Origin of the sequence: Azospirillum sp. B506 (assembly GCF_000333595.1) — a bacterium.
Classification (GTDB): Bacteria; Pseudomonadota; Alphaproteobacteria; order Azospirillales; family Azospirillaceae; genus Azospirillum.
Genome location: NZ_BADK01000327.1, coordinates 1 through 20,695 on the forward strand (window position 1 = coordinate 1; position 20,695 = coordinate 20,695).

General features: G+C 67.1%; 18 protein-coding genes. 5 read left to right on the plus strand and 13 right to left on the minus strand.

The window, feature by feature from the left end:
- The 8 genes from I71_RS10060 to I71_RS10095 form a co-directional block, all read right to left on the minus strand.
- A partial coding sequence (locus I71_RS10060) for a protein-glutamate O-methyltransferase CheR (RefSeq protein ID WP_042694471.1) occupies positions 1 to 743 on the minus strand: 743 nt, incomplete at its 3' end.
- Positions 743 to 1,240, minus strand: a complete 498-nt coding sequence (locus I71_RS10065) for a chemotaxis protein CheW (RefSeq protein WP_042694472.1) — start codon at positions 1,238 to 1,240, stop codon at positions 743 to 745. The genes I71_RS10060 and I71_RS10065, both read right to left, overlap by 1 nt.
- A gap of 80 nt (positions 1,241 to 1,320) precedes the next feature.
- A complete protein-coding gene (locus tag I71_RS10070) occupies positions 1,321 to 3,540 on the minus strand; it encodes a methyl-accepting chemotaxis protein (protein ID WP_042694473.1) in 2,220 nt (739 codons plus the stop codon).
- A 90-nt stretch (positions 3,541 to 3,630) separates the two neighbouring features.
- Entirely contained in the window at positions 3,631 to 4,083 is a 453-nt protein-coding gene (locus tag I71_RS10075) for a chemotaxis protein CheW (RefSeq protein WP_042694474.1), read from the minus strand.
- Positions 4,084 to 4,152: 69 nt separating this feature from the next.
- On the minus strand, positions 4,153 to 6,174 hold the full coding sequence (locus I71_RS10080; protein WP_042694477.1) for a chemotaxis protein CheA: 2,022 nt from the start codon (positions 6,172 to 6,174) through the stop codon (positions 4,153 to 4,155).
- The gene (locus I71_RS10085; protein ID WP_042694480.1) at positions 6,171 to 6,539 is read right to left on the minus strand and encodes a response regulator; all 369 of its coding nucleotides are present in this window, start codon (positions 6,537 to 6,539) and stop codon (positions 6,171 to 6,173) included. Before I71_RS10085 ends, I71_RS10080 begins: the two co-directional genes overlap by 4 nt.
- Before the next feature lie 4 nt (positions 6,540 to 6,543).
- Complete coding sequence (locus I71_RS10090; protein WP_042694482.1) at positions 6,544 to 6,867, minus strand: STAS domain-containing protein; 324 nt, start codon at positions 6,865 to 6,867, stop codon at positions 6,544 to 6,546.
- A gap of 393 nt (positions 6,868 to 7,260) precedes the next feature.
- The gene (locus tag I71_RS10095; protein WP_148294206.1) at positions 7,261 to 7,776 is read right to left on the minus strand and encodes a hypothetical protein; all 516 of its coding nucleotides are present in this window, start codon (positions 7,774 to 7,776) and stop codon (positions 7,261 to 7,263) included.
- A 410-nt stretch (positions 7,777 to 8,186) separates the two neighbouring features.
- On the opposite strand from I71_RS10095, the gene I71_RS10100 reads away from it, so the two are divergent.
- On the plus strand, positions 8,187 to 9,593 hold the full coding sequence (locus I71_RS10100; protein ID WP_042694486.1) for an MFS transporter: 1,407 nt from the start codon (positions 8,187 to 8,189) through the stop codon (positions 9,591 to 9,593).
- A gap of 435 nt (positions 9,594 to 10,028) precedes the next feature.
- On the plus strand, positions 10,029 to 10,613 hold the full coding sequence (locus I71_RS10105; RefSeq protein WP_042694489.1) for a FlhC family transcriptional regulator: 585 nt from the start codon (positions 10,029 to 10,031) through the stop codon (positions 10,611 to 10,613).
- Between the two features lie 92 nt (positions 10,614 to 10,705).
- On the opposite strand, the gene I71_RS41010 is transcribed toward I71_RS10105, so the two are convergent.
- Positions 10,706 to 12,859 (minus strand): ATP-binding cassette domain-containing protein, encoded by a 2,154-nt coding sequence (locus tag I71_RS41010; protein ID WP_375731188.1) that lies wholly within the window; start codon positions 12,857 to 12,859, stop codon positions 10,706 to 10,708.
- Between the two features lie 289 nt (positions 12,860 to 13,148).
- Here I71_RS41010 and I71_RS10115 point away from each other — a divergent pair, with 289 nt between their 5' ends.
- Positions 13,149 to 13,901 carry a GntR family transcriptional regulator gene (locus I71_RS10115; protein ID WP_049976025.1) on the plus strand — a complete coding sequence of 251 codons (753 nt, stop codon included), beginning with the start codon at positions 13,149 to 13,151 and terminating at the stop codon, positions 13,899 to 13,901.
- Positions 13,902 to 13,988: 87 nt separating this feature from the next.
- Here I71_RS10115 and nagE read toward each other — a convergent pair whose 3' ends face one another.
- Together nagE and I71_RS10125 are read right to left on the minus strand one after the other, a co-directional pair.
- Positions 13,989 to 15,455, minus strand: a complete 1,467-nt coding sequence (gene nagE / locus I71_RS10120) for an N-acetylglucosamine-specific PTS transporter subunit IIBC (RefSeq protein WP_042694490.1) — start codon at positions 15,453 to 15,455, stop codon at positions 13,989 to 13,991.
- A gap of 102 nt (positions 15,456 to 15,557) precedes the next feature.
- The gene (locus tag I71_RS10125) at positions 15,558 to 16,466 is read right to left on the minus strand and encodes an N-acetylmuramic acid 6-phosphate etherase (RefSeq protein ID WP_042694493.1); all 909 of its coding nucleotides are present in this window, start codon (positions 16,464 to 16,466) and stop codon (positions 15,558 to 15,560) included.
- 220 nt (positions 16,467 to 16,686) lie between these two features.
- Here I71_RS10125 and I71_RS10130 point away from each other — a divergent pair, with 220 nt between their 5' ends.
- The gene (locus tag I71_RS10130) at positions 16,687 to 17,445 is read left to right on the plus strand and encodes a GntR family transcriptional regulator (RefSeq protein ID WP_042694494.1); all 759 of its coding nucleotides are present in this window, start codon (positions 16,687 to 16,689) and stop codon (positions 17,443 to 17,445) included.
- 50 nt (positions 17,446 to 17,495) lie between these two features.
- Complete coding sequence (locus I71_RS10135; protein ID WP_042694496.1) at positions 17,496 to 18,164, plus strand: HAD family hydrolase; 669 nt, start codon at positions 17,496 to 17,498, stop codon at positions 18,162 to 18,164.
- Positions 18,165 to 18,250: 86 nt separating this feature from the next.
- Here the strand turns inward: I71_RS10135 and nagA are convergent, their stop codons facing one another.
- A complete protein-coding gene (gene nagA, locus I71_RS10140; protein ID WP_042694498.1) occupies positions 18,251 to 19,411 on the minus strand; it encodes an N-acetylglucosamine-6-phosphate deacetylase in 1,161 nt (386 codons plus the stop codon).
- Positions 19,411 to 20,472 (minus strand): SIS domain-containing protein, encoded by a 1,062-nt coding sequence (locus tag I71_RS10145; RefSeq protein ID WP_042694500.1) that lies wholly within the window; start codon positions 20,470 to 20,472, stop codon positions 19,411 to 19,413. The genes nagA and I71_RS10145 overlap by 1 nt, the downstream gene beginning before the upstream one ends.
- Positions 20,473 to 20,695: the final 223 nt, after the last annotated feature.

A 20,695-nucleotide genomic window follows, 5' to 3' on the forward strand; every position in this document is an offset into this window, starting at 1 on the left:
AAATAGATCAATATGTTGCGGAAGAAGACCACATCCATGTCCGTCGCAACCGGATATGAGCTGTCCATCACGTTGAGGCGGCCGAAGCGGACGGACTGGCGAACCGCCGGCACCAGCCTGACCGTGGGATCATCCGGATCGCGCGACCGCATCAGATAACGGGATGCGAAAGGTTCCGGCACCATTTTCGCCATGTCGGCCGGATAGATCCCCATCCTGGCCGCCGCCAGCGCCTCCGTGCAGATGTCGGTGGCGACGATCTCATGGCGGATCGGCCTGCCTGCACGCTCCTGCTCCAGCAGCAGCATGGCGACCGTGTAGGGTTCCGCCCCGGTCGAACAGGCGGCACTCCAGATCTTCAGCGGGCGGTCGCGGCCGGGATGATGGGGAAGGCGGGACAAGGCCGGAATGGCGGTGCCCATCAGGTAGCGGAAATGCTCGATTTCGCGGAAGAAGTCGGTCTTGTTGGTGGTGACGGCGTCGATCAGATCGACCAGTTCGCTATCCAGCCCGCCGCCGTCCAGCACATGGCGGCAATAGGCGTTCAGGTCCGGCAGCCCCAGCGTCCGCAACCGGCGCCGCAGCCGGCCTTCCACCATCGTCCGCTTGGTCGGCGGCATGCGGATACCGGCGTGGGATTCGATGATGGCGGCCAGCCGGCTGAAATCGCGCGGTGTCAGGCTGTCGTAGGACGGCGGTAGGTCCGTCCGGTCGGCGGGCGGCGCGGCGTCGAGATCGATCATCACACCGCGTCCGCCATGTTCAGCAAGGCCACGTCGTCCTGGGCGAACAGGCGGGCGATGTCGAAGACGATGACGAAGGTGCCGTTGGAGCGGCCGATGGCCTGGATGCAGTCGGACCGCCAGCGTCCGCCGACCTGGGGCGGCACTTCCAGGTTCCGGTCGTCGAGCGCCGTGACCTCGAACACCCGGTCGGCGACCACGCCCACGGTCAGCGACCCCGCCTGCCCCGGTTGCGGCACGTCGAGCACGATGATCCGGGTGTTGGCGGTGGCCTGCGCCGACGGCAGGCCCAGCTTGACCCGCAGATCGACGGTGGGCACGCCCTGCCCGCGCACGTCGATCATGCCGACCAGGAAGGGCGGCGCATGCGGCAGGCGGGTGATCGGCTGGAGGTCGAGGATCTCGCGCACGATGCCGACCTCGATGGCGAACACTTCACGGTCGATGCCGATCGTCACATATTGCGCCGGTTCGCGGGGCGCGGTTGCGCTGGTCATCTGCGGCTTCCGGTTCAGGGGCGTTGGCTGCACGAGGAATTGAGGGGCGGCGCCGAACGCGCCACCCCCTGCCGGTGCGATCAGAAGGCGGTGTAGCGGGCATCCGTGTCGTCGGGACCGTTGCCGCCTTCGAGCGCGATCTTCACCCCGCGGTCCTTGCCGTTCAACTTCGCCGCCGGCTTTTGCGACAGGGCGATGACCGGGGCGGAGCGGCGGGCGGGCGACGCCTGCGCCGGCCGTGCCGGAGCGGTTTGGGAAACCGCCTGCGGCGCCGGGCTCCGGCGGGCGGTGGCGCGCTCCTCCACCGTGAAGTAGGAGATCGTCTCCTGCAGCTGGGTCGCCATCGACGACAGCTCCTCCGACGTCGCCGCCATCTGTTCCGAGGCGCTGGAGTTCTGCTGCGTCACCTTGTCGAGCTGTTGGATCGCCTGGTTGATCTGCTCGGCACCGATGTCCTGCTCGCGGCAGGCGGCGCTGATCTCCTCGACCAGCTCGGCGGTCTTGCGGATGTCGGGCACCAGCCGGGCCAGCATCTGCCCAGCCTCCTGGGCGATCTTGGTCGATTCCGCCGACAGGGAGCTGATTTCCGCCGCCGCCCCCTGGCTGCGCTCGGCCAGCTTGCGCACCTCCGAGGCGACCACGGCGAAGCCGCGGCCATGCTCGCCGGCCCGCGCCGCCTCCACCGCGGCGTTCAGCGCCAGCAGGTCGGTCTGGCGGGCGATCTCCTGCACGATGCTGATCTTCTCGGCGATGGTCTGCATCGCCTGCACCGCCTTGTTGACCGCCTCGCCCGAGGCCTGGGCGTCCTTCGACGACTGGCGGGCGATCTTCTCGGTCTGGGTGGCGTTCTCGGCGTTCTGCTTGATGTTGGCGGCCATCTCCTCCATCGAGGCCGACGCCTCCTCGGCGGCCGACGCCTGTTCGGTCGAGCCCTGCGACAGCTCTTCCGAGCTGGCCGACAGCTGCTGGCTGCCCGCCGCCACATTGTCGGAGGCCGAAAGCGCATCGGTCACGACGCCGCGCAGCTTCTCCAGCATGGTTTCCAGCGCCATGCCCAGCGTGTCCTTGTCGGACAGCGGACGGGCCTGGACGGTCAGGTTGCCGCGGGAGATTTCCTCAGCGACAACCGCGGTCGCCCGCAGGTTGGCGGTCATGCTGTTGAGCGCCGTCACCAGATCCTTGATCTCGTCGTCGCTCGACACCTCGACCTTCTGGCCGAGATCGCCGATGGCCACCGCGTCGGCCAGCCCGACCGCCTTGCCGAGGCCACGGGCGATGGAAATCGCGATGTAGGCGCCGGCGGCGATGGCGACCAGCAGGGCGAGCGCCACCGCGCCGATGGTGATCGCGCGGATCTGAGCATAGGTCGCTTCCGCCGCCTGCTTGTCCGTCGCCATGCCCTTCTCGGCTTCGGCGACCAGCTCGTTGGCCAGCTGCGCCAGCTTGGTGGCGGCGGTCCGCACCTCGCCGACGGAGAGCGCCAGCGCCTTGTTCTCGCTGTTCTGGCGGGCGAAGCCGACCGCCTCGTCGGTCACCCGTTCATAGTCGCGGTATTTCTCCAGGAAGTTGGCGAAGCTCCGCTGATCCTCGGCGGAGGTCAACAGGGCGCGGATCTGCTCGTGCTGCTGGCTGACCCACTTCAGCAGATCGGGCAGCGGCTTCAGCGCCGCCTCGGTCCCGGCATCGTCGGGTGCCAGCATGGCGTTGCGCAGCAGGACGCGGACCTGCGTCCAGTCCGTCGTCATCCGCCGGATGCGATGGGCGATCAGAAGCTGATCCGCAGTCGCGTCATTGCCCTTCTCCACCCGGTCGAGCAGCGGCATCAGGGCGTTCATGGCGATGTTCGAGATCTCGGTGGCGCGGCCGGTCAGCAGGTCGGTGCCCTTGGAGTTCGAGCGGATGCGGCCGACCACCCGCACCTTGTCCTGGGCAGCGGCGAATTCGCCGATCACGCTTTCGATCTGGGTGATCTTCCTGACCCCCTCCGCGTCGGCAACCCGGCGATACTGCTCGACCACGGTTTTCAGATCGTCGCGGCGGCTGCTGATCGCCTTGTCGAAGCGGTCGATGTCCTCCTGGGAGTTGGACAGCAGGAAATTCTTTTCCTCCCGCTGGATCAGGTAGACCAGCGTCGGCATCTGGCGGGCGATGTCGATCCGCTGGGCCGAGACACTGACCAGCTGTTCGATCTTCTGGTTCAGATCCGACAGGCCGTTCAAGGCGATGCCGGCGGTGGCGGCGGACAGCAGGATGACCGTGCCGAATGCCGCGACGATTTTGGCTTTGATGGATATGCGCATGGTCGTTCCTTGCTCCGCGAACCGGTCCGGCTTGCCCGATGGTCTGGACGGCGCCGGCCGGTCTGGTTTCCGTTGGCCGGATTTCAGATTTCAGTGGGTCGTGAACAGCCGGACGATGTCCGGAATGACGATGAAGTCGTCGCCGCGCTTGCCGATTCCCTTGATCAGGTCGGGGTTCCAGCGCATGCCGATGTCCGGGGTATCCTCGATGGAGGCGCCGGCGATGCTGGTCACTTCATGGACCTTGTCGGCCAGCAGCCCGACCACCGTCGGCTCCTCGTCCAGCAGGATCTCGACGACGACGATGCGGGTGTCGATGGTCGGCGGCGTGCACTCCATGCCGAACCGGATCCGCAGGTCGGCGAGCGGCACCACCTTGCCCCGCACGTTGATCAGGTGGCCGACCAGCGGCGGCGCGCCGGGAACCTCGGTCAGGGGAACCACGTCCAGGATCTCATGGACCGAATTGGCGTCGATGGCGAAGATCTCGCCACCCAACGCCAGGGTCAGCGCTTCGAAGGATGAGGGTTCGGTGACGGCCATGTCAGCTCCCTGAACTGGGTCTCGTGAAGAGATGCCGGTTGCGGCGGTCGGATCGGTGACCGGCGGAGGTCACGAGGCCTCGCGCCGCTGCTCCTGGTTCTGACCGGCAGCGACGATCTGGCCGATGTCCAGGATCAGCGCCACCGAACCGTCGCCCAGGATGGTGGCGCCGGAGAAGTTGGCGACGTCGGCATGCAGCTTGGACATCGACTTGATGACGGTCTGGTGGTCGCCCAGAACCTGATCCACCACCAGCCCGATCCGCTTGTCGCCGGACGAGATGATGACGATCTTCTGATAGGGATCGGGAGGATGGCGGACGCCGAAGCTGTCGCGAAGCCGCAGGAAGGGCACCAGCGCGCCGCGGATGTTCAGGAAATTGCGGTTGGCGTGGCGGCGCTCGATGTCAGACGGCAGCTCCACGCATTCCTCGACGGCGAACAGCGGGATGACATAGCGCCCCTGCCCGACCCGGACCAGCAGACCGTCGATGATCGCCAGCGTCAGCGGCAGGCCGAGGGTGATTTCCGTCCCGCCGCCGGGGGTGCTCGATATGTCGATGGTGCCGCGCAGCCCATCGACCGTGCGCTTGACGACATCCATGCCGATGCCGCGCCCCGACACGCTGGTCAGCGTCCGCGCCGTCGAAAAGCCGGGGTGGAAGATCAACTGGAACAGCTCGGCGTCGGACAGCTTGGCGCCGGGCGGGATCAGGTCATGCTCTTCGGCCTTGGCCCGGATGCGCTCGCGGTCCAGCCCGCGCCCGTCGTCACGGATGGTCATCAGCACCCGGGTGCCGGCATGGCGGGCCGACAGGTGGATGCGGCCCTGCGGCGGCTTGCCCGCCGCAACCCGGTCGGCCGCCGGCTCCAGCCCATGGTCAAGGCTGTTGCGGATGATGTGGACGAGGGGATCGTTCAGCCGCTCGATCATCGTCTTGTCCAGTTCGGTCTCCTCGCCGGACATCGTCAGGACCACATCCTTGCCGAGTTCCTGCGACAGATCGCGGACCAGGCGGCGGAACCGGCCGAACAGCGATTCCACCGGGACCATGCGGATCCCCATGGTGATGTCGCGCAGCCCGTTGGACAGCCGCTCGATCTCCTCGGTGACGGACTTGATCTGGAGGTCGACGCTGTCGGAGATCAGCTGTTTCAGGCGGGCATGGGCGATCACCAGCTCACCGACCTGATCCATCAGATCGTCGAGCCGTTCCGCCGGCACGCGGATCGAATTGGCCGCCTGCTGCGCCTTTCCTTTTTCCGGGCCTGCATCCGCCTTCGATGGCGCCGCCGGCCGGGCTTGCGGCGGAGCGTCGGACGGCTCCAGCGGCGCCGGAGCGGGCAGGCCGGACACCGTCGCCGGCTCCTCCGCCGCGCAAGCGTCCGACACGGGCGCGGCCGAAACGGCTTCAATGGTCAGCTCGGTCTCGTCGATCACGAAGATGAACACGTCTTCGATGGTCGAGCGCGGGTGCGCGGTGGTGAGGGTCACCTCCCACGCGATGTGGCAACGGGTCGGCTCCAGCTCCTCCAGCGGCGGAACGTCGTCGGTCAGGGCGACGATCTCGGCGTCCCCCAGCCCACGCAGCTCGTCGAGCAGCAACAGCGGGTTGGTTCCACGCTCCAGCGCATCGGGGGCGAGCCGGAACCGGACACGCCAGGTCGCCGGAGCGTCACCGTCCTCCTGCAAGCCACCGATGGAGTCCGCGACCGCGGCGCTGCCGCTTTGCTGCGCCAGCCGGTCCAGGATCCCGTCGCCAATCGCCGTGTCGGCATTGGCCGGATCGTCGATCAGGGTGCGGATATGGTCCTTGGCGGCAAGGGCAATGCCGATCATCGCCGGGGTGGCGGTCAGCTCCCCCTTGCGCATCCGGTCGAACGCGCTTTCCAGATGATGGGTGAAGCTCGCCGCAGCCTCGAACCCGAACATCGAGCCGGACCCCTTGATCGTGTGCAAGGCACGAAATGCGGTGTCGAGCGGCTCGCGGTCGGCAGGGTTCTGTTCCAGATGGAGCAAGGCGGTTTCGAGGTCGACCAGCAGCTCCGCCGCCTCTTCGCGGAAGATGTGGCCTGGGTCGCCGGCGGTCATGCGCCGACGATCTTTCGCACGACACCCAGCAGCTGATCCTGCTGGAACGGCTTGACGATCCAGGCGGTGGCGCCGGCCGCCTTGGCCTCGGCCTTCTTGGCGGCGTCGGACTCGGTGGTGAGGAACACGATCGGAACACCGCGATAGGCGGGCAATGTCCGCAATTCGCGGATCAGCGACAGGCCATCCATCTGCGGCATGTTCAGGTCGGTCAGCACCATGTTGAAGCTGCCGGACTTGGCCTTGGTCAGCGCATCGCGCCCGTCCGTGGCCTCCACCACCTGATAGCCCGCGGTGGACAGGGTCAACTTGACCATCTGGCGCATGCTCGCGGAATCATCGACGGCAAGGATCGATTTCGCCATGTTCTTATACCTTCCCAGTCCAAAAATCCTGTCCAGGGCGCGGGTTCCCGCGCTCTGCAATCAGGCCCCCGCGCTCCAGCGCGTCCCGGAGCGCCCGGGCAATCGGCTGACGCATCCGCAGATCGACCCCGCAGCGCCCGGCCACCATCCGCGCCGAGAGGAGAGCCTGCAGGAAGCAGACATCCACCTCCGTGACCGAACTGCAGTCGACCTCGATGGCCGAGGCGGTCTGGAGCGCCTCGCGCAAGCGATTGCAGACGGCCTCAACGGATGCGATCGTCGCCGGCCCGTCACAGACAAGGGTGGTTTGCGGTTTTGGGTCGGACATTCGTCGGCTCCGGACGGTGCGCAGGTTTCACCCTTTGCGATCACCTTCTACTTACCGGATATGACGGTTCCAAAGATATCTGGGGGGAACCCCTATGTAACATACTTTGTTTGTTATTCTGTCAGTTCCCGTATTAAAATTTCTTCCTCTATATCCATATCCTCTTATATCGCGAATTTAATGGCGCCTTGCCTTCCCTGCGCCGAACCATTGGCGCGGACGGGGAAGCGGCGGGGTTTACACGGTAAGGCTGTGCTGATTTTGCGGGGATCGACGACGGCACTCTGAACCGATTTGGCATCCGGCGGTCGAGGCTTCCCGCTTGCGGAAGTATGGCGGCCATGGGCTGCGCTCTGCCGGAACCCGCTTCCACTGAACCAGGGCAAGACCACATCAGGGCGCATCGGTCCGGCGGACCCGCTCCAGGATCGCGCGTTCGCGTGCCATGACGACATACTGGCCAATCGCCGTCAGGACGCGCTGGGGGCTGGCGCCGCGGCGCTGGGACCGGTGCACGGTCACGCCGCGGATATCGCTTGCCGCCAGCCAGCCGTGCAGTGCCGCCCCATTGCCCGCCATCCAGCAGTCATTGTCGGGTGTAAACAGGGCGATGCCGGAGAGCAGGCGTGCCGCCTCCTGGCATAGCCCGTCGACGAAGGCGAGCAGACGGCGGTCGTCGCTTTCGGCGGCCGCGGCGTCATAGGCGCCCAGCCCTTTCTGCAGGCACAGGAACAGCACCGGCGTCGGCGAACAGGCGCGCGATCCCGGATCGCGCGCGTGATAGACCGGGACACCGGTCACATACCCAGCAAAGCGTTGCATCATCGCGACGCTGCACGGCCAGTCCAGTTCGAGACGCCGCACCGTCGGCATCAGATCCGCCTGCGACAGGCGGAACCGGCGGAGCATGTCCGCCGGAGCCGCCGCGGCCCCCAGAGAAATGAACGTGCCGGCGGTGGGTTCCGGCGGATGCGCCGGATCGCGGCACGGCACGTTGCGGTTCCCGGGCCGATCCCGGGCCCGATCCCCGGCATCGCGATCCTCGATGGTCCAGTCTGGAGACTGCATAGGCATGCACCCTGAATGGGAAGGGCCGGATACACGCCACCGTAGCGGGGCACACCGCCAACCGGACAGGGGGGATGGACGCATGTTTTTTGCGTCATTCAGCGAATGACGCAAAAAATGCGCGTCTTCCTGACATCGCGCAGCCGCATCGGCAGAGAGTACACTCGGGCAAGCATTTTCCGCTCGATCGCCGCTGCTGCTGGCGAGTGCCGGGCGACATGGCCGGCTTTCCCGATATGTGAGGACGATTGATGACCGACCAGCCTCTGTCACGCATGAGCGATCGACTGGACGACTGGCGGCCCGACGACCTCGCCTTCTGGATAGACGGCGGCAAGTCGATCGCGATGCGCAACCTCGCGATCTCGGCCGTCGCGCTGCTTCTCGCCTCCTGCGTCTGGATGGTGTGGAGCGCGGTTGTCGTCCATCTTCCAGTCGTCGGCTTCACCTATTCGACCACACAGCTTCTGTGGCTGACCGCCGCCCCCGGCCTTTCCGGTGCGGCCCTGCGCCTGGTCTACGCCTTCACCGTGCCGATCTTCGGCGGACGCTTGTGGACGACCATCAGCACGGCGGCCCTGCTGTTCCCGGCGCTGGGAATCGGCATCGCTGTGCAGTATCCGGAAACGCCCTACGGCGTGATGCTGGTTCTGGCGCTGCTGTGCGGTTTCGGCGGCGGGAACTTCGCCTCCAGCATGGCCAACATCTCCTTCTTCTTCCCCAAGGAACAGAAGGGGTGGGCGCTGGGCGTCAATGCCGGCGCGGCCGACCTCGGGGTGGCGGTGGTGCAGTTCGCGGTTCCCCTGGTGGTCGGCGGCACATTGCTCGGCCCGCTCGGCGGCGCCCCACAGGTGGTGGCGACGCTCGGCGCGCAGTTGGAAAGCCACCAGGGCATGTGGCTGCAGAATGCGGCCTTCATCTGGGTCCCCTTCATCCTGCTGGCGACGGCGGCGGCATGGTTCGGCATGAACGACATCGGCCATTCCCAGGCCTCCTTCGCCGAACAGGCGGTCATCTTCCGCCGTCCCCACACCTGGATCACCGGGTGGCTCTACATCGGCAGCTTCGGCACCTTCATCGGGTTCGCGGCGACCTTCCCGATGCTGGTGAAGGCCCAGTTCCCCGGCATCGACCCGCTTGCCTACGCTTTCCTCGGACCGCTCGTCAGTTCGGCGGTGCGGTCGCTGTCGGGGGGAATGGCCGACCGGCTGGGCGGCGCACGCATCACCCTGTGGTCTTTCGTGATCCTGTTCCTTGCGGTGAGCACGATGACGATCTGCCTGAACAGCGGGGTGTTCTGGATGTTCCTGCTGAGTTCCATGCTGGTGTTCGCCACGGCCGGTGTCGCCTGCGCTTCGACCTATCAGATGGTGCCGATCGTCTTCCTGATCGACCGGATGCACGCCTACGATCTGCAGGGCGACCTTGGCCGCGCACGGGCACTGAAGGAGGCATCTCTGGAGGCCGCCACCGCGCTGGGCTTCATCTCAGCCCTGGCAGCCTTCGGTGCCTTCTACATTCCCGGCGTCTTCGGGCTGTCGATCAGCCTGACCGGGTCGCCGGTCATGGCGATCCAGCTCTTCCTGCTTTTCTACCTGTCCTGCATCGTCGTGACCTGGATGTTCTACTGCCGGGGTGACGCCGGGCTTTATTGCTGAGCGATGCCGGTCATGACCGCTGGACGTCGTCCGCTGCACTGCCACGTCGTCCCGCCACGCGGGTCTGCGTCACACGGTTCCGCCCGGCGCCATAACCGTCCCGTGACCCGTCCCGCCGGCATCGGCGCCCGCCCCCAAACCGCAAAGCGCACGCCTGGAAAGCAACCCTAAATAGAGTGCGTCGAATTGTCGCCACCACACTCAGGTTGCGGCTCCGCGAATAATGCGGCATAAATTGGAGAAATAAAACTTCGCCCCTGTATCCGTTATATATCTTTTCTCCATGCGCATCGGGAGGTATGCGGGGAACAACGAACTGCTTAAAAGGGAGAGGAACAAAATGGCCCAACGTCGTGCCACTCGGGAACGCAATCGATTTCCTTTTAATCCTAATCTTTTTGACCTTGATGCATCGCCTTCCAAGGGGCGGTGTCCATGGTGAACAAGTGTGAACAGCATCGAAAACTGGCGCTGGCCATACGTCTGATCAAGCGCAATCTGCGAACGTCCATCGTCGCTGTGCACACCAATGTCAGTGCAACGCAGCTTCGGACGCTCTACCATGAAATTCATGGACATGCCTCGGTGTCGGGCATGTTTCCGGAATCCGACCGGCTCTTTACGACCCACCAGCGTGCGCTGGAGGCGTCGATCATCCTGACGGCCTATCTCAACTGCGCGGGCGCTGACGCGCTGCGGCGGATCGACATCGAGGCGCTGCTGCGGGCCCATGATTTCTACATGGACGTGCGGCGTGAATGCACGGGTCTGACCCAATCGGCGATCGACCTGACCATGGCCTGGATTCTCGCCCGCGACCTGCGCTCCTGCGTCGTCGACCTGCGGACCTGCCCCTGCGGCATCCGCTTCGCCGTGCATGAGCAGCAGCGCATCCAGCCGCATTGCCCGGTGTGCGGGCTGCCTCCGCTCTCCACCGGCAAGGCTCCAACCCACAGCTTCCCGCTCCCGGTCCCGGTCCCAGCGGACCTTGGCACCCCGACGACCGACCGCTTCTGCTGATCCGCCTTCGCCATAAGGCCGCAGCACGCATGGAAAGCAAGTGCCTGCAGTCGTTCCGGTGCTTCGACACGCATCGGACCGACTGCAGGCGATCACTGCTCCAGGCGCAGGTTGCTGAGCTGCGACCCGATGCTCTGGAACACGCTTTTCAGCTGGTCCGGGCTGGGCGTGTCCCAATAATAGCTGGGCTGCGACGCGCAGGTCCGGTAGAGCGCCTGGGTGTTGGCATCGGTCTGTCCGATGGTGATGGTGTAGATGGTGATGCCCGGTTTCGGATTGCCATCCGTGTCGAGCACACCGGGAGTCTTCAGCTTCTCGCACAGGCGGGCCATGCGCTTGTTGATCTCCGCGGTCGATTCGGAAAAGGACTTGGTGCCGAGCCTGCCGTCGTCGATGCGGCCATAGGCCGTATAATCGCCGGTCGGCGGCTTGGAATAGTCGAACCACCCGTTCTCGCCGTCTGTGACCAGAACGATCGCCTTGCTCATTTCCGGGGACCCGTAGTCGAGCGGCATGCCCTTCGGCGTCGCTCCCCCCCACAATCCCCGCCAGCGCGGCGACAGGGTGAACCATCCCGCCTGAAGGCCGAGGTTCGCCATGGTTCCGCCACGGCTCACCGGCTGCAGCGTCGCGATCCTGTCCAGCAGATCCTGTTTGACATTGGTCAGCGGCAGCACCGGAAAGCCGCAGCCGAGGTTCGGACCGGTCCTGTCGTTGCTGTTGGTGTAGGTCCCGGTGTCGGTGATCGTCGGCCAGTCATTGTCGCCCCCACCCTTGCCGTTGTTCATGCTTTTGGTCGAGGGATAAAGGAAGCGCTTGAACCCGGCGACCATGGGCGGGGTGTCGTCCTCGTCATAGGGGCTTGGCCGTGCCTCGACGCAGCCGCGCCAGCTGGACGGCGAATAGGCACCGGTGGACGGACCGCTCAGCGTCATCCAATCCGCATGGCCGGTGCCCAGATTGACCTCCGCCGAATAGGGAACGACGGAAATCCACAGCTTCTGGGTGTCGGTCTGGTTGCCGAACAGGATGTTCACCAACGTGGTTGCCGCGTCGCGCAGCTTGCCGATGCGGTTGTCGGTTGCCATCGACCCGGTGACGTCGAGCACGAGAGCCAGTTCCAACCCGCCGGACATCTGGCGCCGCACCCGGTTTTCCACGATGATCGGCAGGCTGTCGATGCCCAGCACCCGGATCAGGGTGGTCGGAACCCGGACGCTGGACTTCACCGACACGGTCTGCCGGTCGGCGCTGATGGTGACCTCGGGGTCCGGAATGGGGGTGTCGAGATAGGTCGTCGGAATGTTGGCGCGGAAATACTGGATCGCGTCCGCCTCGACGTTGGTCGTGACGTCGAGGTTGAGATGCACCGAGGCGCCGTGATACTCCAGCGACCGAACCGTGCCCTCCACCTGGATTTCGGTCGGCAGGCCGCCACCGCCCAGTTGGATGCGGTCGGCCCGTACGGCACAACGGCCGGCATCGCCTGCCACGCCACCGCCAATCGCACCGGCCTCGATGACGTTGTGGCCGCCGATGAAGCGGGCGACGAAGGCGGTGCGCGGCTGGGTGAACAGCTCGCGCGGCGGTCCGGCCTGCTCGATCCGGCCCTGGTTCATCACCACGGCGAGGTCGGCCAGCGCCATCGCCTCGGTCTGGCTGTGGGTGACGTGGATGAAGGTGATGCCGATGTCGCGGTGAAGGCGCTTCAACTCCTCGCGCATGCGCACCCGCAGGAAGGGGTCGAGCGCCGACAGCGGCTCATCCAGCAGCAGCACGCCCGGCCGGGTGATCAGCGCGCGGGCCAGCGCCACGCGCTGCTGCTGTCCGCCCGACAGCTGGGACGGCAGGCGGCCGGCATATTTGCCCATATCGACGAGGTTGAGCATCTCGGCCGCCCGCCGCCGCCGCTCCTCCTTCGCCACGCCCTTCATCTTCAGGCTGAAGGCGACGTTGTCGGTGCAGTCGAGGTGCGGAAACAGGGCGTAGCTCTGGAACATCATCGCCGTGCCGCGCTTGGCCGGCGGGTCATCGTTGACGACCGTGTCGCCGATCAGCAGGTCGCCATCGGTGATGTCCTCATGCCCGGCGATCATCCGCAGGGTGGAGGTCTTGCCGCAGCCGCTCGGCCCCAGCAGGCAGCAATAGGAACCGGCGGCGATCCTGAGGTCGATGCCGTCGACCGCCACGGTCGTCCCATAGGCCTTGCGCAGCTTCACCAGCTCGACCGTCGAACCTGCTGTCATCGGAGGGCCCTCGATATTGTGCACAATCCAGGTGGTCGTTTGTGACCGCTCGTCCTTCTGCATGCCGCGTGCCAGCATACAAATGGCGGGAAACAACCGCTTCGCCGCAGCATGTCTGCGCAAAAAATCGGCATTTGTGCAGCAGTTCGGCGCAATGGCGCTCTTTTGTGCAGGCAATCCCGCAGCGATTCTTCCCAATCCGCTGGGGCGATTGCTGCTTTCCCGCTGGCCCAGTTTGTGCACAATCTGGAGTGCGCCTTCCGCACACCGACAAAAGCACTTCACCCCGATGACCACCGCCGCCCCTGCCAAGCCCGCCCGCCGCACGCCCGTGCCCCGCAACGCCGCGCGGAACAGCGCCGAATCGCGCATCGTCCGCAGCATCGGAGAGGCCATCGCCGACCGCCGCCTGCCGCCCGGCACCAAGCTGACGGAAGAGAGCCTGGCCGAGGCCTTCGGCGTCAGCCGGGAGCGGGTGCGCAAGGTGCTGCTTCTGCTGGCGCAGCGGCGGGTGGTCACGCTGATCCCCAACCGCGGCGCCTTCGTCGCCAAACCGACGGCGAAGGAGGCCCGCGAGGTCTTCGAGGCGCGGCGCGTGATCGAGCGCGCGATCATGGAGCGGTTGGAACGCCTGCCCCGCCCGTTGCCCGACGACATGCTGGAGAAGCTGCGCGACCATGGTGCGCTGGAGGATGCGGCGGAGCGGGCCGCCGACCGCAAGGCGATGATCCGGCTGTCCGGCCAGTTCCACCTTCTGCTGGCCGAGGTCGCCGGCAATGCGACGCTGACCGGCATCCTGGCCGACCTGATCGACCGCTCCGGCCTCGCCATCGCCGCGTTCGAGCGGCGGTCTTCGCACACCTGCTCCGCCGACGATCACCGCCGGCTGATCGCCGCCCTGATCGGCAACCGCCCCGGCGAGGCCATGACGCTGATGATCGAACATCTCGACGAGGTGGAACGGCAGCTGGATCTGGAGGCGAAGACCGACACCCGCATCGACCTCAAGGCGATCTTCGCCAACGAACCGGAACCGGCCTGACGCACGACACGGCCGTCAAAATGCAAGAAGCCCCGGCCTCTGACGAGACCGGGGCTTCTTTGTGCACCGACGTCAGCGGTGCTGCGATCAGACCCGAACGCCGGCCGATGCGTTCAGCGAGTCCTGGATCTCACCGGCCAGCTGGTCGGCAATCGGGCCGACGATCACCTGGACGGAGTTGGCCGACGGCTTCACCACACCACGGGCGCCGATCCGCTTCAACTCCAGCTCGTTCACCCGGCTGGCATCGGCGACGCTCAGGCGCAGGCGGGTGGTGCAGGCTTCCACCGAGCGCAGGTTGCCGGCCCCACCGAGCGCGGCGACATAGGCGCCGGCCCGGTCGCTGACCATTGCAACGCCCGCGGCGGGAGCACGGACATCCGCGGCGGCGGGTCCCTGACCGGCGGGAATGGCGATGTCGTCCCGGCCCAGCGTCTTCAGGTCGAAACGCTGGATGACGAAGCGGAACAGGCCGTAATAGATGGCGAAATACGCCGCACCGACCGGCAGCAGCAGGATCGGGTTGGTCGCCTTGCCGTAATTCAGCACATAGTCGAACAGACCGGCGGAGAAGCCGAAGCCCAGCTTCACGTTCAGCACGTCCATCAGCACCATCGACAGGCCGGTCAGCACGGCATGGACGGCAAACAGCGCCGGGGCCAGGAACATGAAGGCGAATTCCACCGGCTCGGTCACGCCGGTCAGGAAGGCTGTCAGCGCCATCGACAGCAGCACGCCGCCGACCGCCGCGCGGTTCTGCGGCTTGGCGGTGTGATACATGGCGAGGCAGGCGGCCGGCAGGCCGAACATCATCACCGGGAAGAAGCCGGCCATGAAGGCGCCGGCCGTCGGATCGCCCTTGAAGAAGCGGTTCAGGTCGCCGGTGACGCCCTGGAAATCGCCAAGCAGGAACCAGGCAATGTTGTTGATGATGTGGTGCAGGCCGGTGATGATCAGGATGCGGTTCAGCACGCCATAGAGGAACAGGCCGAACTCTCCCAGCCCCAGCACGCCGGTGGTCAGCGCCGTCAGGCCGGAATCGACGATGGGCCAGCCATAGCCGAAGACCAGCGCGATCCCCAGCGCCGCCAGACCGGTGACGATGGGCACGAAGCGCCGGCCGCCGAAGAAGGCGAGATAGTCCGGCAGCTTGATGTCCTTGTACTTGTTGTAGAGCTGGCCGGCGATGATGCCGATCAGGATGCCGACCGGAATGCTGATGCGGCTGGACATCTTCGCCACCAGTTCCGGCGCGACACCGCTCAGCACCACCGCGCCCTTCACCGCCACGAAATAGCCCACGGCACCGGCCAGACCGGCCGCGCCGTGATTCTCCCGCGCGAAGCCGATGGCGATGCCGACGGCGAACAGGACACCCAGGTTGGAGAAGACGGCGTCACCCGCCGCGGCGATGAAGGCGATGTTCAGCAGGTCGGGCTGGCCGATGCGCAGCAGCAGCCCGGCGATGGGCAGCACGGCAATCGGCAGCATCAACGCCCGCCCAAGCCTCTGGACGCCCGAAAAACGGTCGCCCGACAAACGATCAGCAGACATTCGGACGTCTCCCAGTGTACCGGCCCCCGGCCGCTGGCCGCCGGGCCGGGAAGATGGTTGGTGGTCGGACGGTTGGCGCCTCCCCGAGCGCCGCCGCCCCGTTCAGCTTTTCTTCACGGCGACGGATTTTGCCCGCACCATCGCCTTGCGCAGATTGCCGCCGGTTTCCGTCAGCAGCCTGTCAATATCGGGAGTTTCCAGCCCGGCCAGCCCGAGCACGGCGCGGCGGACGTCGCCATGCCGCTCCAACGCGGCACCGGCAGCTTCCTCGTCGACACCGGCGATGCGCGCGACCATGGCGGTGCAGCGGCGGCGGAGCTTGGCATTCTCCGGCCGGACATTGACCATCAGATTGTCGTATACGGTGCCGAGCGCCGTCATCACGCCGGTCGAAAACAGGTTCAGCACCACTTTCTGCGCGGTGCCGGCACCGAGCCGGGTCGATCCGGCGATCACCTCCGCCCCCGTCGCAGTCAGCACCGGATGCTCCACCGCCTCCAGCAGGGGGGAGCCCGCGCTGCTGGCGATGCCCATGGTCAGCGCCCCCGCCTCCCGCGCCGCGCGCAGGACGCCGACGGTGTAGGCGCTGGCCCCGCTGGCCGACAGCCCGACCACCACGTCGGCGGCGGAAATCGCCGCCCGTCCGGCATCTGCCCGTCCGGCGCCCTCGTCATCCTCCGCCGCTCCGGCCAGCCCGCGCGACAGGTCGAGCCCGCCGGCGATCAGCAGCACCAGCCGCTCGGCCGGCCAGTCGAAGGTCGGCCCCAGATCGAGACCGTCGAGTGCCGCGACCATCGCCGACGACCCCGCCCCGGCATAGACCAGCCGTCCGCGACCGCCGGCAAGCCGATCCGCGGCGGCCTCCACGGCGGCGGCGACCAGTGGCAGCGCTGGAACGCAGGCGGCGAGCGCCCGCGTCTGCCCTTCCCACAGGGCCGTCATCAGTTCGGTGGCCGGCCAGACGTCCAGCCGGCTGTATCGGTTCGCCGCATCTTCCGTGCTGCCCGCCATCGCTCCGGCTCCGCTGTCACTCCGGCATCTGGCCGGAACCCGTTCTGTCCGGGTTGGTGGTATTAGATTGGACTGTATGCGCAGGATACCAAAATCCGGACATTCCGCAATCTGAAAACAGTCACAATCCTGCGTGTTCCGTTACATGCCATTGGGCCGCTGTTGCCCAAAGGACTTTCAGTGGTATCATGCCGGCCCCGGAGCACTGGAGTGGTTGCCGATGTCCACCGCCGCCGCCGCGGCCCCGTTCGACCCGACCGCCCTGTCGGATGCCCTGCCGCTGCCGCTGTATCTGCAGCTGGCGCGGCATCTGCGGTCGCTGATCGTCGAAGGCCGGCTGACCGACCAGGACGCCCTTCCCGGCGAGCGCGAACTGGCGGAGACCTTTGGCGTGTCGCGCGTCACCGTTCGCAAGGCGCTGCGAGAGTTGATCGCGGAGGGGCTGCTGCACCAACGCCAGGGCGCCGGCACCTTCATCAACCACAGCCCCCATGTGGAACAGCGGCTGTCGGTCCTGACCAGCTTCACCGAGGACATCGGCGGCCGCGGTCTGAAGCCGGAGTCGCGCTGGCTCAGCCGCTCCGTCGCGACCGCGACGCCGGAGGAGGCGATGGCGCTGGGACTGCGGCCGGGGGCGGAGGTGGTGCGGCTGCACCGGCTGCGGCTGGCCGACGGCACGCCGCTCGCCATCGAACTCAGCACGCTGCCGACCGGCTTCCTGCCCGACCCCGATCTGGTGCAGGGATCCCTGTACGAAACGTTGCGCGGTCGCGGCCATCCGCCCTTCCGTGCGCTGCAACGCTTGTCTGCCATTCGCCTGCCGGTGGATCAGGCGACACTTCTGGGGGTTCCGGACGGCGCTCCCGCCCTTTACATTGAGCGCCGCACCTTTCTGGAGAGCGGAACCCCTCTGGAGTTCGTCCGTTCCCACTACCGCGGCGACGCCTATGACTTCGTCGTGGAGCTGTCGCTGGTCTGATCCCCCCAGGCCATTCCGTCCCACACGAAAGTCCCTGACGAGAGCGAGCGATGAAGCCTGCGCTTGATACCCCGTTCCGTGTCCGCGCCATCCTGTTCGACATGGACGGCACCCTGATCGACACCAAGGGTCCGGTGGAGCGCTCCTGGCGCGCCTGGGCCGCCCGGCACGACCTCGATCCCGAGGCCATCCTGGCCGTCTGCCACGGCGTCCGCAGCATCGAGACCGTCCGCCGCTTCGCCCCCGCCGGTGCCGACATCGACGAGGAGGTGCGTCTGGTGGAGGAGTGCTACACCAGCGATACGGACGGCGTGCGCGCGGTGCCCGGCGCCCTGGAGCTTCTGCAATCCCTGCCGCGCCACCGCTGGGCGGTGGTGACCTCCGCCCCGCGGGACATGGCGCGCAAGCGCATCGCCCAGGCGGGACTGCCGCTGCCCGACCTGCTGATCGGCGCCGACATGGTCACCCACGGCAAACCCCATCCCGAGGGCTACCGCACCGCCGCCGAAAAGCTGGGCTTCCATCCGCGCGACACCGTGGTGTTCGAAGATGCCCCGGCAGGACTGCAGGCCGGCAACGCCGCCGGTTCCTGGGTCATCGCACTGACCACCACCCTGCCGGCCGAGGAGCTGGACGGCAACCTGTGCCTGCCCGACCTGACGGCGCTACGGGTGCGCGTGGACGAGGATGGGCTGGAGATCGTGGCGGTGGGGGGCTGACACTCGCCACGTTCGGACCCAATCGAGCCTCACCGCCCGGCGGGGGAGGCCGGGTTGGGGCCAAAGGAAGGCGACACCGCCCCAACTCATACCCCCCGCCACGTCCCGTCCACCCAGGTCCCCTTCACCGTCAGATCCGGCCGCAGCAGCACCAGATCGGCCCGCCAGCCAGGCACGATCCGTCCGCGCTCGCTTTCCATGCCCAGGAACTGTGCGGGATAGAGCGACGCCATCCGCAGCGATTCCTCAAGCGAAAGGCCGATCAACGTCCCGGCATTGCGCACCGCCGTCGCCATGTCGAGATCGGCCCCCGCCAGCGTCCCGTCGGCCAGCACCAGCCGCCCGTCGCGCCGGTAGATCGTCCGGCCGTTCAGCTCGAAGCGATCCGCGTCGGTGCCGGTCGGCGGCATGGCGTCGGTCACCAGCATCATCCGCCCGCGCGGCCGTGCGGCCAGCGCCGCCCGCATCATCAACGGATGGACATGGTACCCGTCGGCGATCAGCCCACACCAGGGTCGCCCGTCGCCCAGCGCCGCTCCGGCCGGGCCGGGCTGCCGGTTGGCGATGCCGGGCATGGCGTTGTAAAGATGCGTCACCCCGCGCACGCCGAGGTCGAAGGCTTCGATCACCCGTTCAGCGCTCGCCATGGTATGGCCGACCGACAGGATCACCCCGGCCGCCATCAGCCGCGACAGCGCCGCATCCTCCACGCATTCCGGCGCCAGGGTCAGCAGCACCCGCCCGCCCGGCATCCGCGCCGGCAGACCGCCGATGAAGTCCAGATCCGCCTCGTCCGGTGCGCGGACGAAGCGCGGGTCGTGGGCGCCCACCCGCTGCGGGCTGATGAAGGGTCCCTCGAAATGGATGCCGAGCACGCCGCTGCCCGGCTGCGCCACCGCCTTCACCGCCGCCTCGGCGGCGGACCGGTGGCAGTCGGGGGTGTCGGTGATGATGGTCGGCAGCAGTCCGATGGTGCCGAAGCGCCGGTGCGCCGCGGCGATGGCAAGCGTCGCCTCCAGCGTCGGCTGTGCGTTGAACAGCACGCCGCCGCCGCCATTGACCTGGATGTCGAGGAAGCCGGGCGCCAGCAGATCGCCGGCTTCCAGCACCACCGTCCGGTCGACCTCCGGCGGGGTGCGGCCAGGAGCGACGATGTCGAGGATGCGGCCATCCCCGACCAGCAGGCTGCGGCCGTCGAGGATGGTCTCGCCCGTGAAAATCCGGGCACCGGTCAGGAGTTGTCGCATCAGACGGTCTTCGTCACTTTGGCAAGGTTGGGCGGGCTGTCGGGATCGATGCCGCGGGCCAGCGCCAGTTCATAGACCGCACCGTAGAAGCTCTGCAACGCCGCCAGCGGTGCGGCTTCCGGCGCGATCCCCGGCAGGCTCGGCAGCAGGGCGGTTCCTGCAAGCCCGGCTTCGGTGGTCGCCACCGCGGCGCCCAGCCCGACGATGCGCTCGACGACCGCGCGGGTGTGCGGCTCGGCCGCGTCGGCCTGGGTCAAGGCCAGCACCGGGAAGCCGGGACCGACCAGCGCCAGGGGGCCGTGGACCACCTCCGCCGCGCTGAAGGCCTCGGCATGCAGGCGGCAGGTCTCCTTGAATTTCAGCGCCATCTCCAGCGCCGCGCCGAAACCGACTCCGCGCCCCAGCACATAGAGATTCTGCGCGGTGGCGAGCGGCATCAGCGCCGGCCTCCAGTCGAGCGTCTTCGCCGCCTCCAGCGTCCCGGGCAGCGCCGCCAGCGTCGCCTTCAGGGCCGGATCGTCCTGCCAATGTGCCACCAGCTGGAGATAGGCGGCGAGCGAGGCGATGCAGGATTTGGTCGCGGCGACGCTGCGCTCCGGTCCGGCGGCCAGCGGCAGGAAATGGTCGCACATCCCGGCCAGCGGCGAATCCTCGGCATTGACGAAGCCGACCACCAGCGCGCCCCCGGCCTTGGCCGCCTCCACCAGCCGCAGCAGGTCCGGGCTGCGCCCCGATTGTGACACGGCGACGAACAGCGCCCCCTCCAGGCTCAGATCGCCGCCATAGACCGAGGCAATGGACGGCCCGATGGAGGCCACCGCCCGGCCGATCCGCGTCTCGATCAGGTATTTGCCATAGGCCGAGGCATGGTCGGAGCTGCCGCGGGCACAGGTGACGACGAAGCGCGGCGGCTCGCGGCGCAGGCGCGCGCCCAGTTCGGCGAAGTCGGCGCCGCAGCGCTCGATCTGCCGGGCCACCACGGCGGGAGCCTCCGCCGCCTCCACCGCCATCAGGGGAGTGGTGCGGGAGGCTGTGAAGTCTGGACTGCCCTGATCGGTCATGGCGGCGCTCGCGATTGGCTGATATAGATACCAATGTAAGACCTTCTTGAGCCGGAGGCCAGCGTCCATTGGTGGAATCGCATCATGATCTTGGCCGCAATGCGGAAAATAAAAGCGGCGCGACCCGGAGAAGGTCGCGCCGCGCGATAAAACCACTCAGATACCAGACAGGGGATCCGTTATTCCGCCGCGCGCCGGCCGCCCGGCAGCAGCCCGGTCATCG

Excerpts from the sequence above, each read along its gene's own strand:
- I71_RS10075 (WP_042694474.1), bottom strand. The coding sequence starts at position 4,083 with ATGGCCGTCACCGAACCCTCATCCTTCGAAGCGCTGACCCTGGCGTTG.
- nagA (WP_042694498.1), bottom strand. The coding sequence starts at position 19,411 with ATGCGACAACTCCTGACCGGTGCCCGGATTTTCACGGGCGAGACCATC.
- I71_RS10105 (WP_042694489.1), top strand. The coding sequence starts at position 10,029 with ATGGTGAACAAGTGTGAACAGCATCGAAAACTGGCGCTGGCCATACGT.
- I71_RS10145 (WP_042694500.1), bottom strand. The coding sequence starts at position 20,472 with ATGACCGATCAGGGCAGTCCAGACTTCACAGCCTCCCGCACCACTCCC.
- I71_RS10090 (WP_042694482.1), bottom strand. The coding sequence starts at position 6,867 with ATGTCCGACCCAAAACCGCAAACCACCCTTGTCTGTGACGGGCCGGCG.
- I71_RS10115 (WP_049976025.1), top strand. The coding sequence starts at position 13,149 with ATGACCACCGCCGCCCCTGCCAAGCCCGCCCGCCGCACGCCCGTGCCC.
- I71_RS10070 (WP_042694473.1), bottom strand. The coding sequence starts at position 3,540 with ATGCGCATATCCATCAAAGCCAAAATCGTCGCGGCATTCGGCACGGTC.
- I71_RS41010 (WP_375731188.1), bottom strand. The coding sequence starts at position 12,859 with ATGACAGCAGGTTCGACGGTCGAGCTGGTGAAGCTGCGCAAGGCCTAT.
- nagE (WP_042694490.1), bottom strand. The coding sequence starts at position 15,455 with ATGTCTGCTGATCGTTTGTCGGGCGACCGTTTTTCGGGCGTCCAGAGG.
- I71_RS10100 (WP_042694486.1), top strand. The coding sequence starts at position 8,187 with ATGACCGACCAGCCTCTGTCACGCATGAGCGATCGACTGGACGACTGG.
- I71_RS10085 (WP_042694480.1), bottom strand. The coding sequence starts at position 6,539 with ATGGCGAAATCGATCCTTGCCGTCGATGATTCCGCGAGCATGCGCCAG.
- I71_RS10125 (WP_042694493.1), bottom strand. The coding sequence starts at position 16,466 with ATGGCGGGCAGCACGGAAGATGCGGCGAACCGATACAGCCGGCTGGAC.
- I71_RS10135 (WP_042694496.1), top strand. The coding sequence starts at position 17,496 with ATGAAGCCTGCGCTTGATACCCCGTTCCGTGTCCGCGCCATCCTGTTC.
- I71_RS10130 (WP_042694494.1), top strand. The coding sequence starts at position 16,687 with ATGTCCACCGCCGCCGCCGCGGCCCCGTTCGACCCGACCGCCCTGTCG.
- I71_RS10080 (WP_042694477.1), bottom strand. The coding sequence starts at position 6,174 with ATGACCGCCGGCGACCCAGGCCACATCTTCCGCGAAGAGGCGGCGGAG.
- I71_RS10095 (WP_148294206.1), bottom strand. The coding sequence starts at position 7,776 with ATGCTCCGCCGGTTCCGCCTGTCGCAGGCGGATCTGATGCCGACGGTG.
- I71_RS10065 (WP_042694472.1), bottom strand. The coding sequence starts at position 1,240 with ATGACCAGCGCAACCGCGCCCCGCGAACCGGCGCAATATGTGACGATC.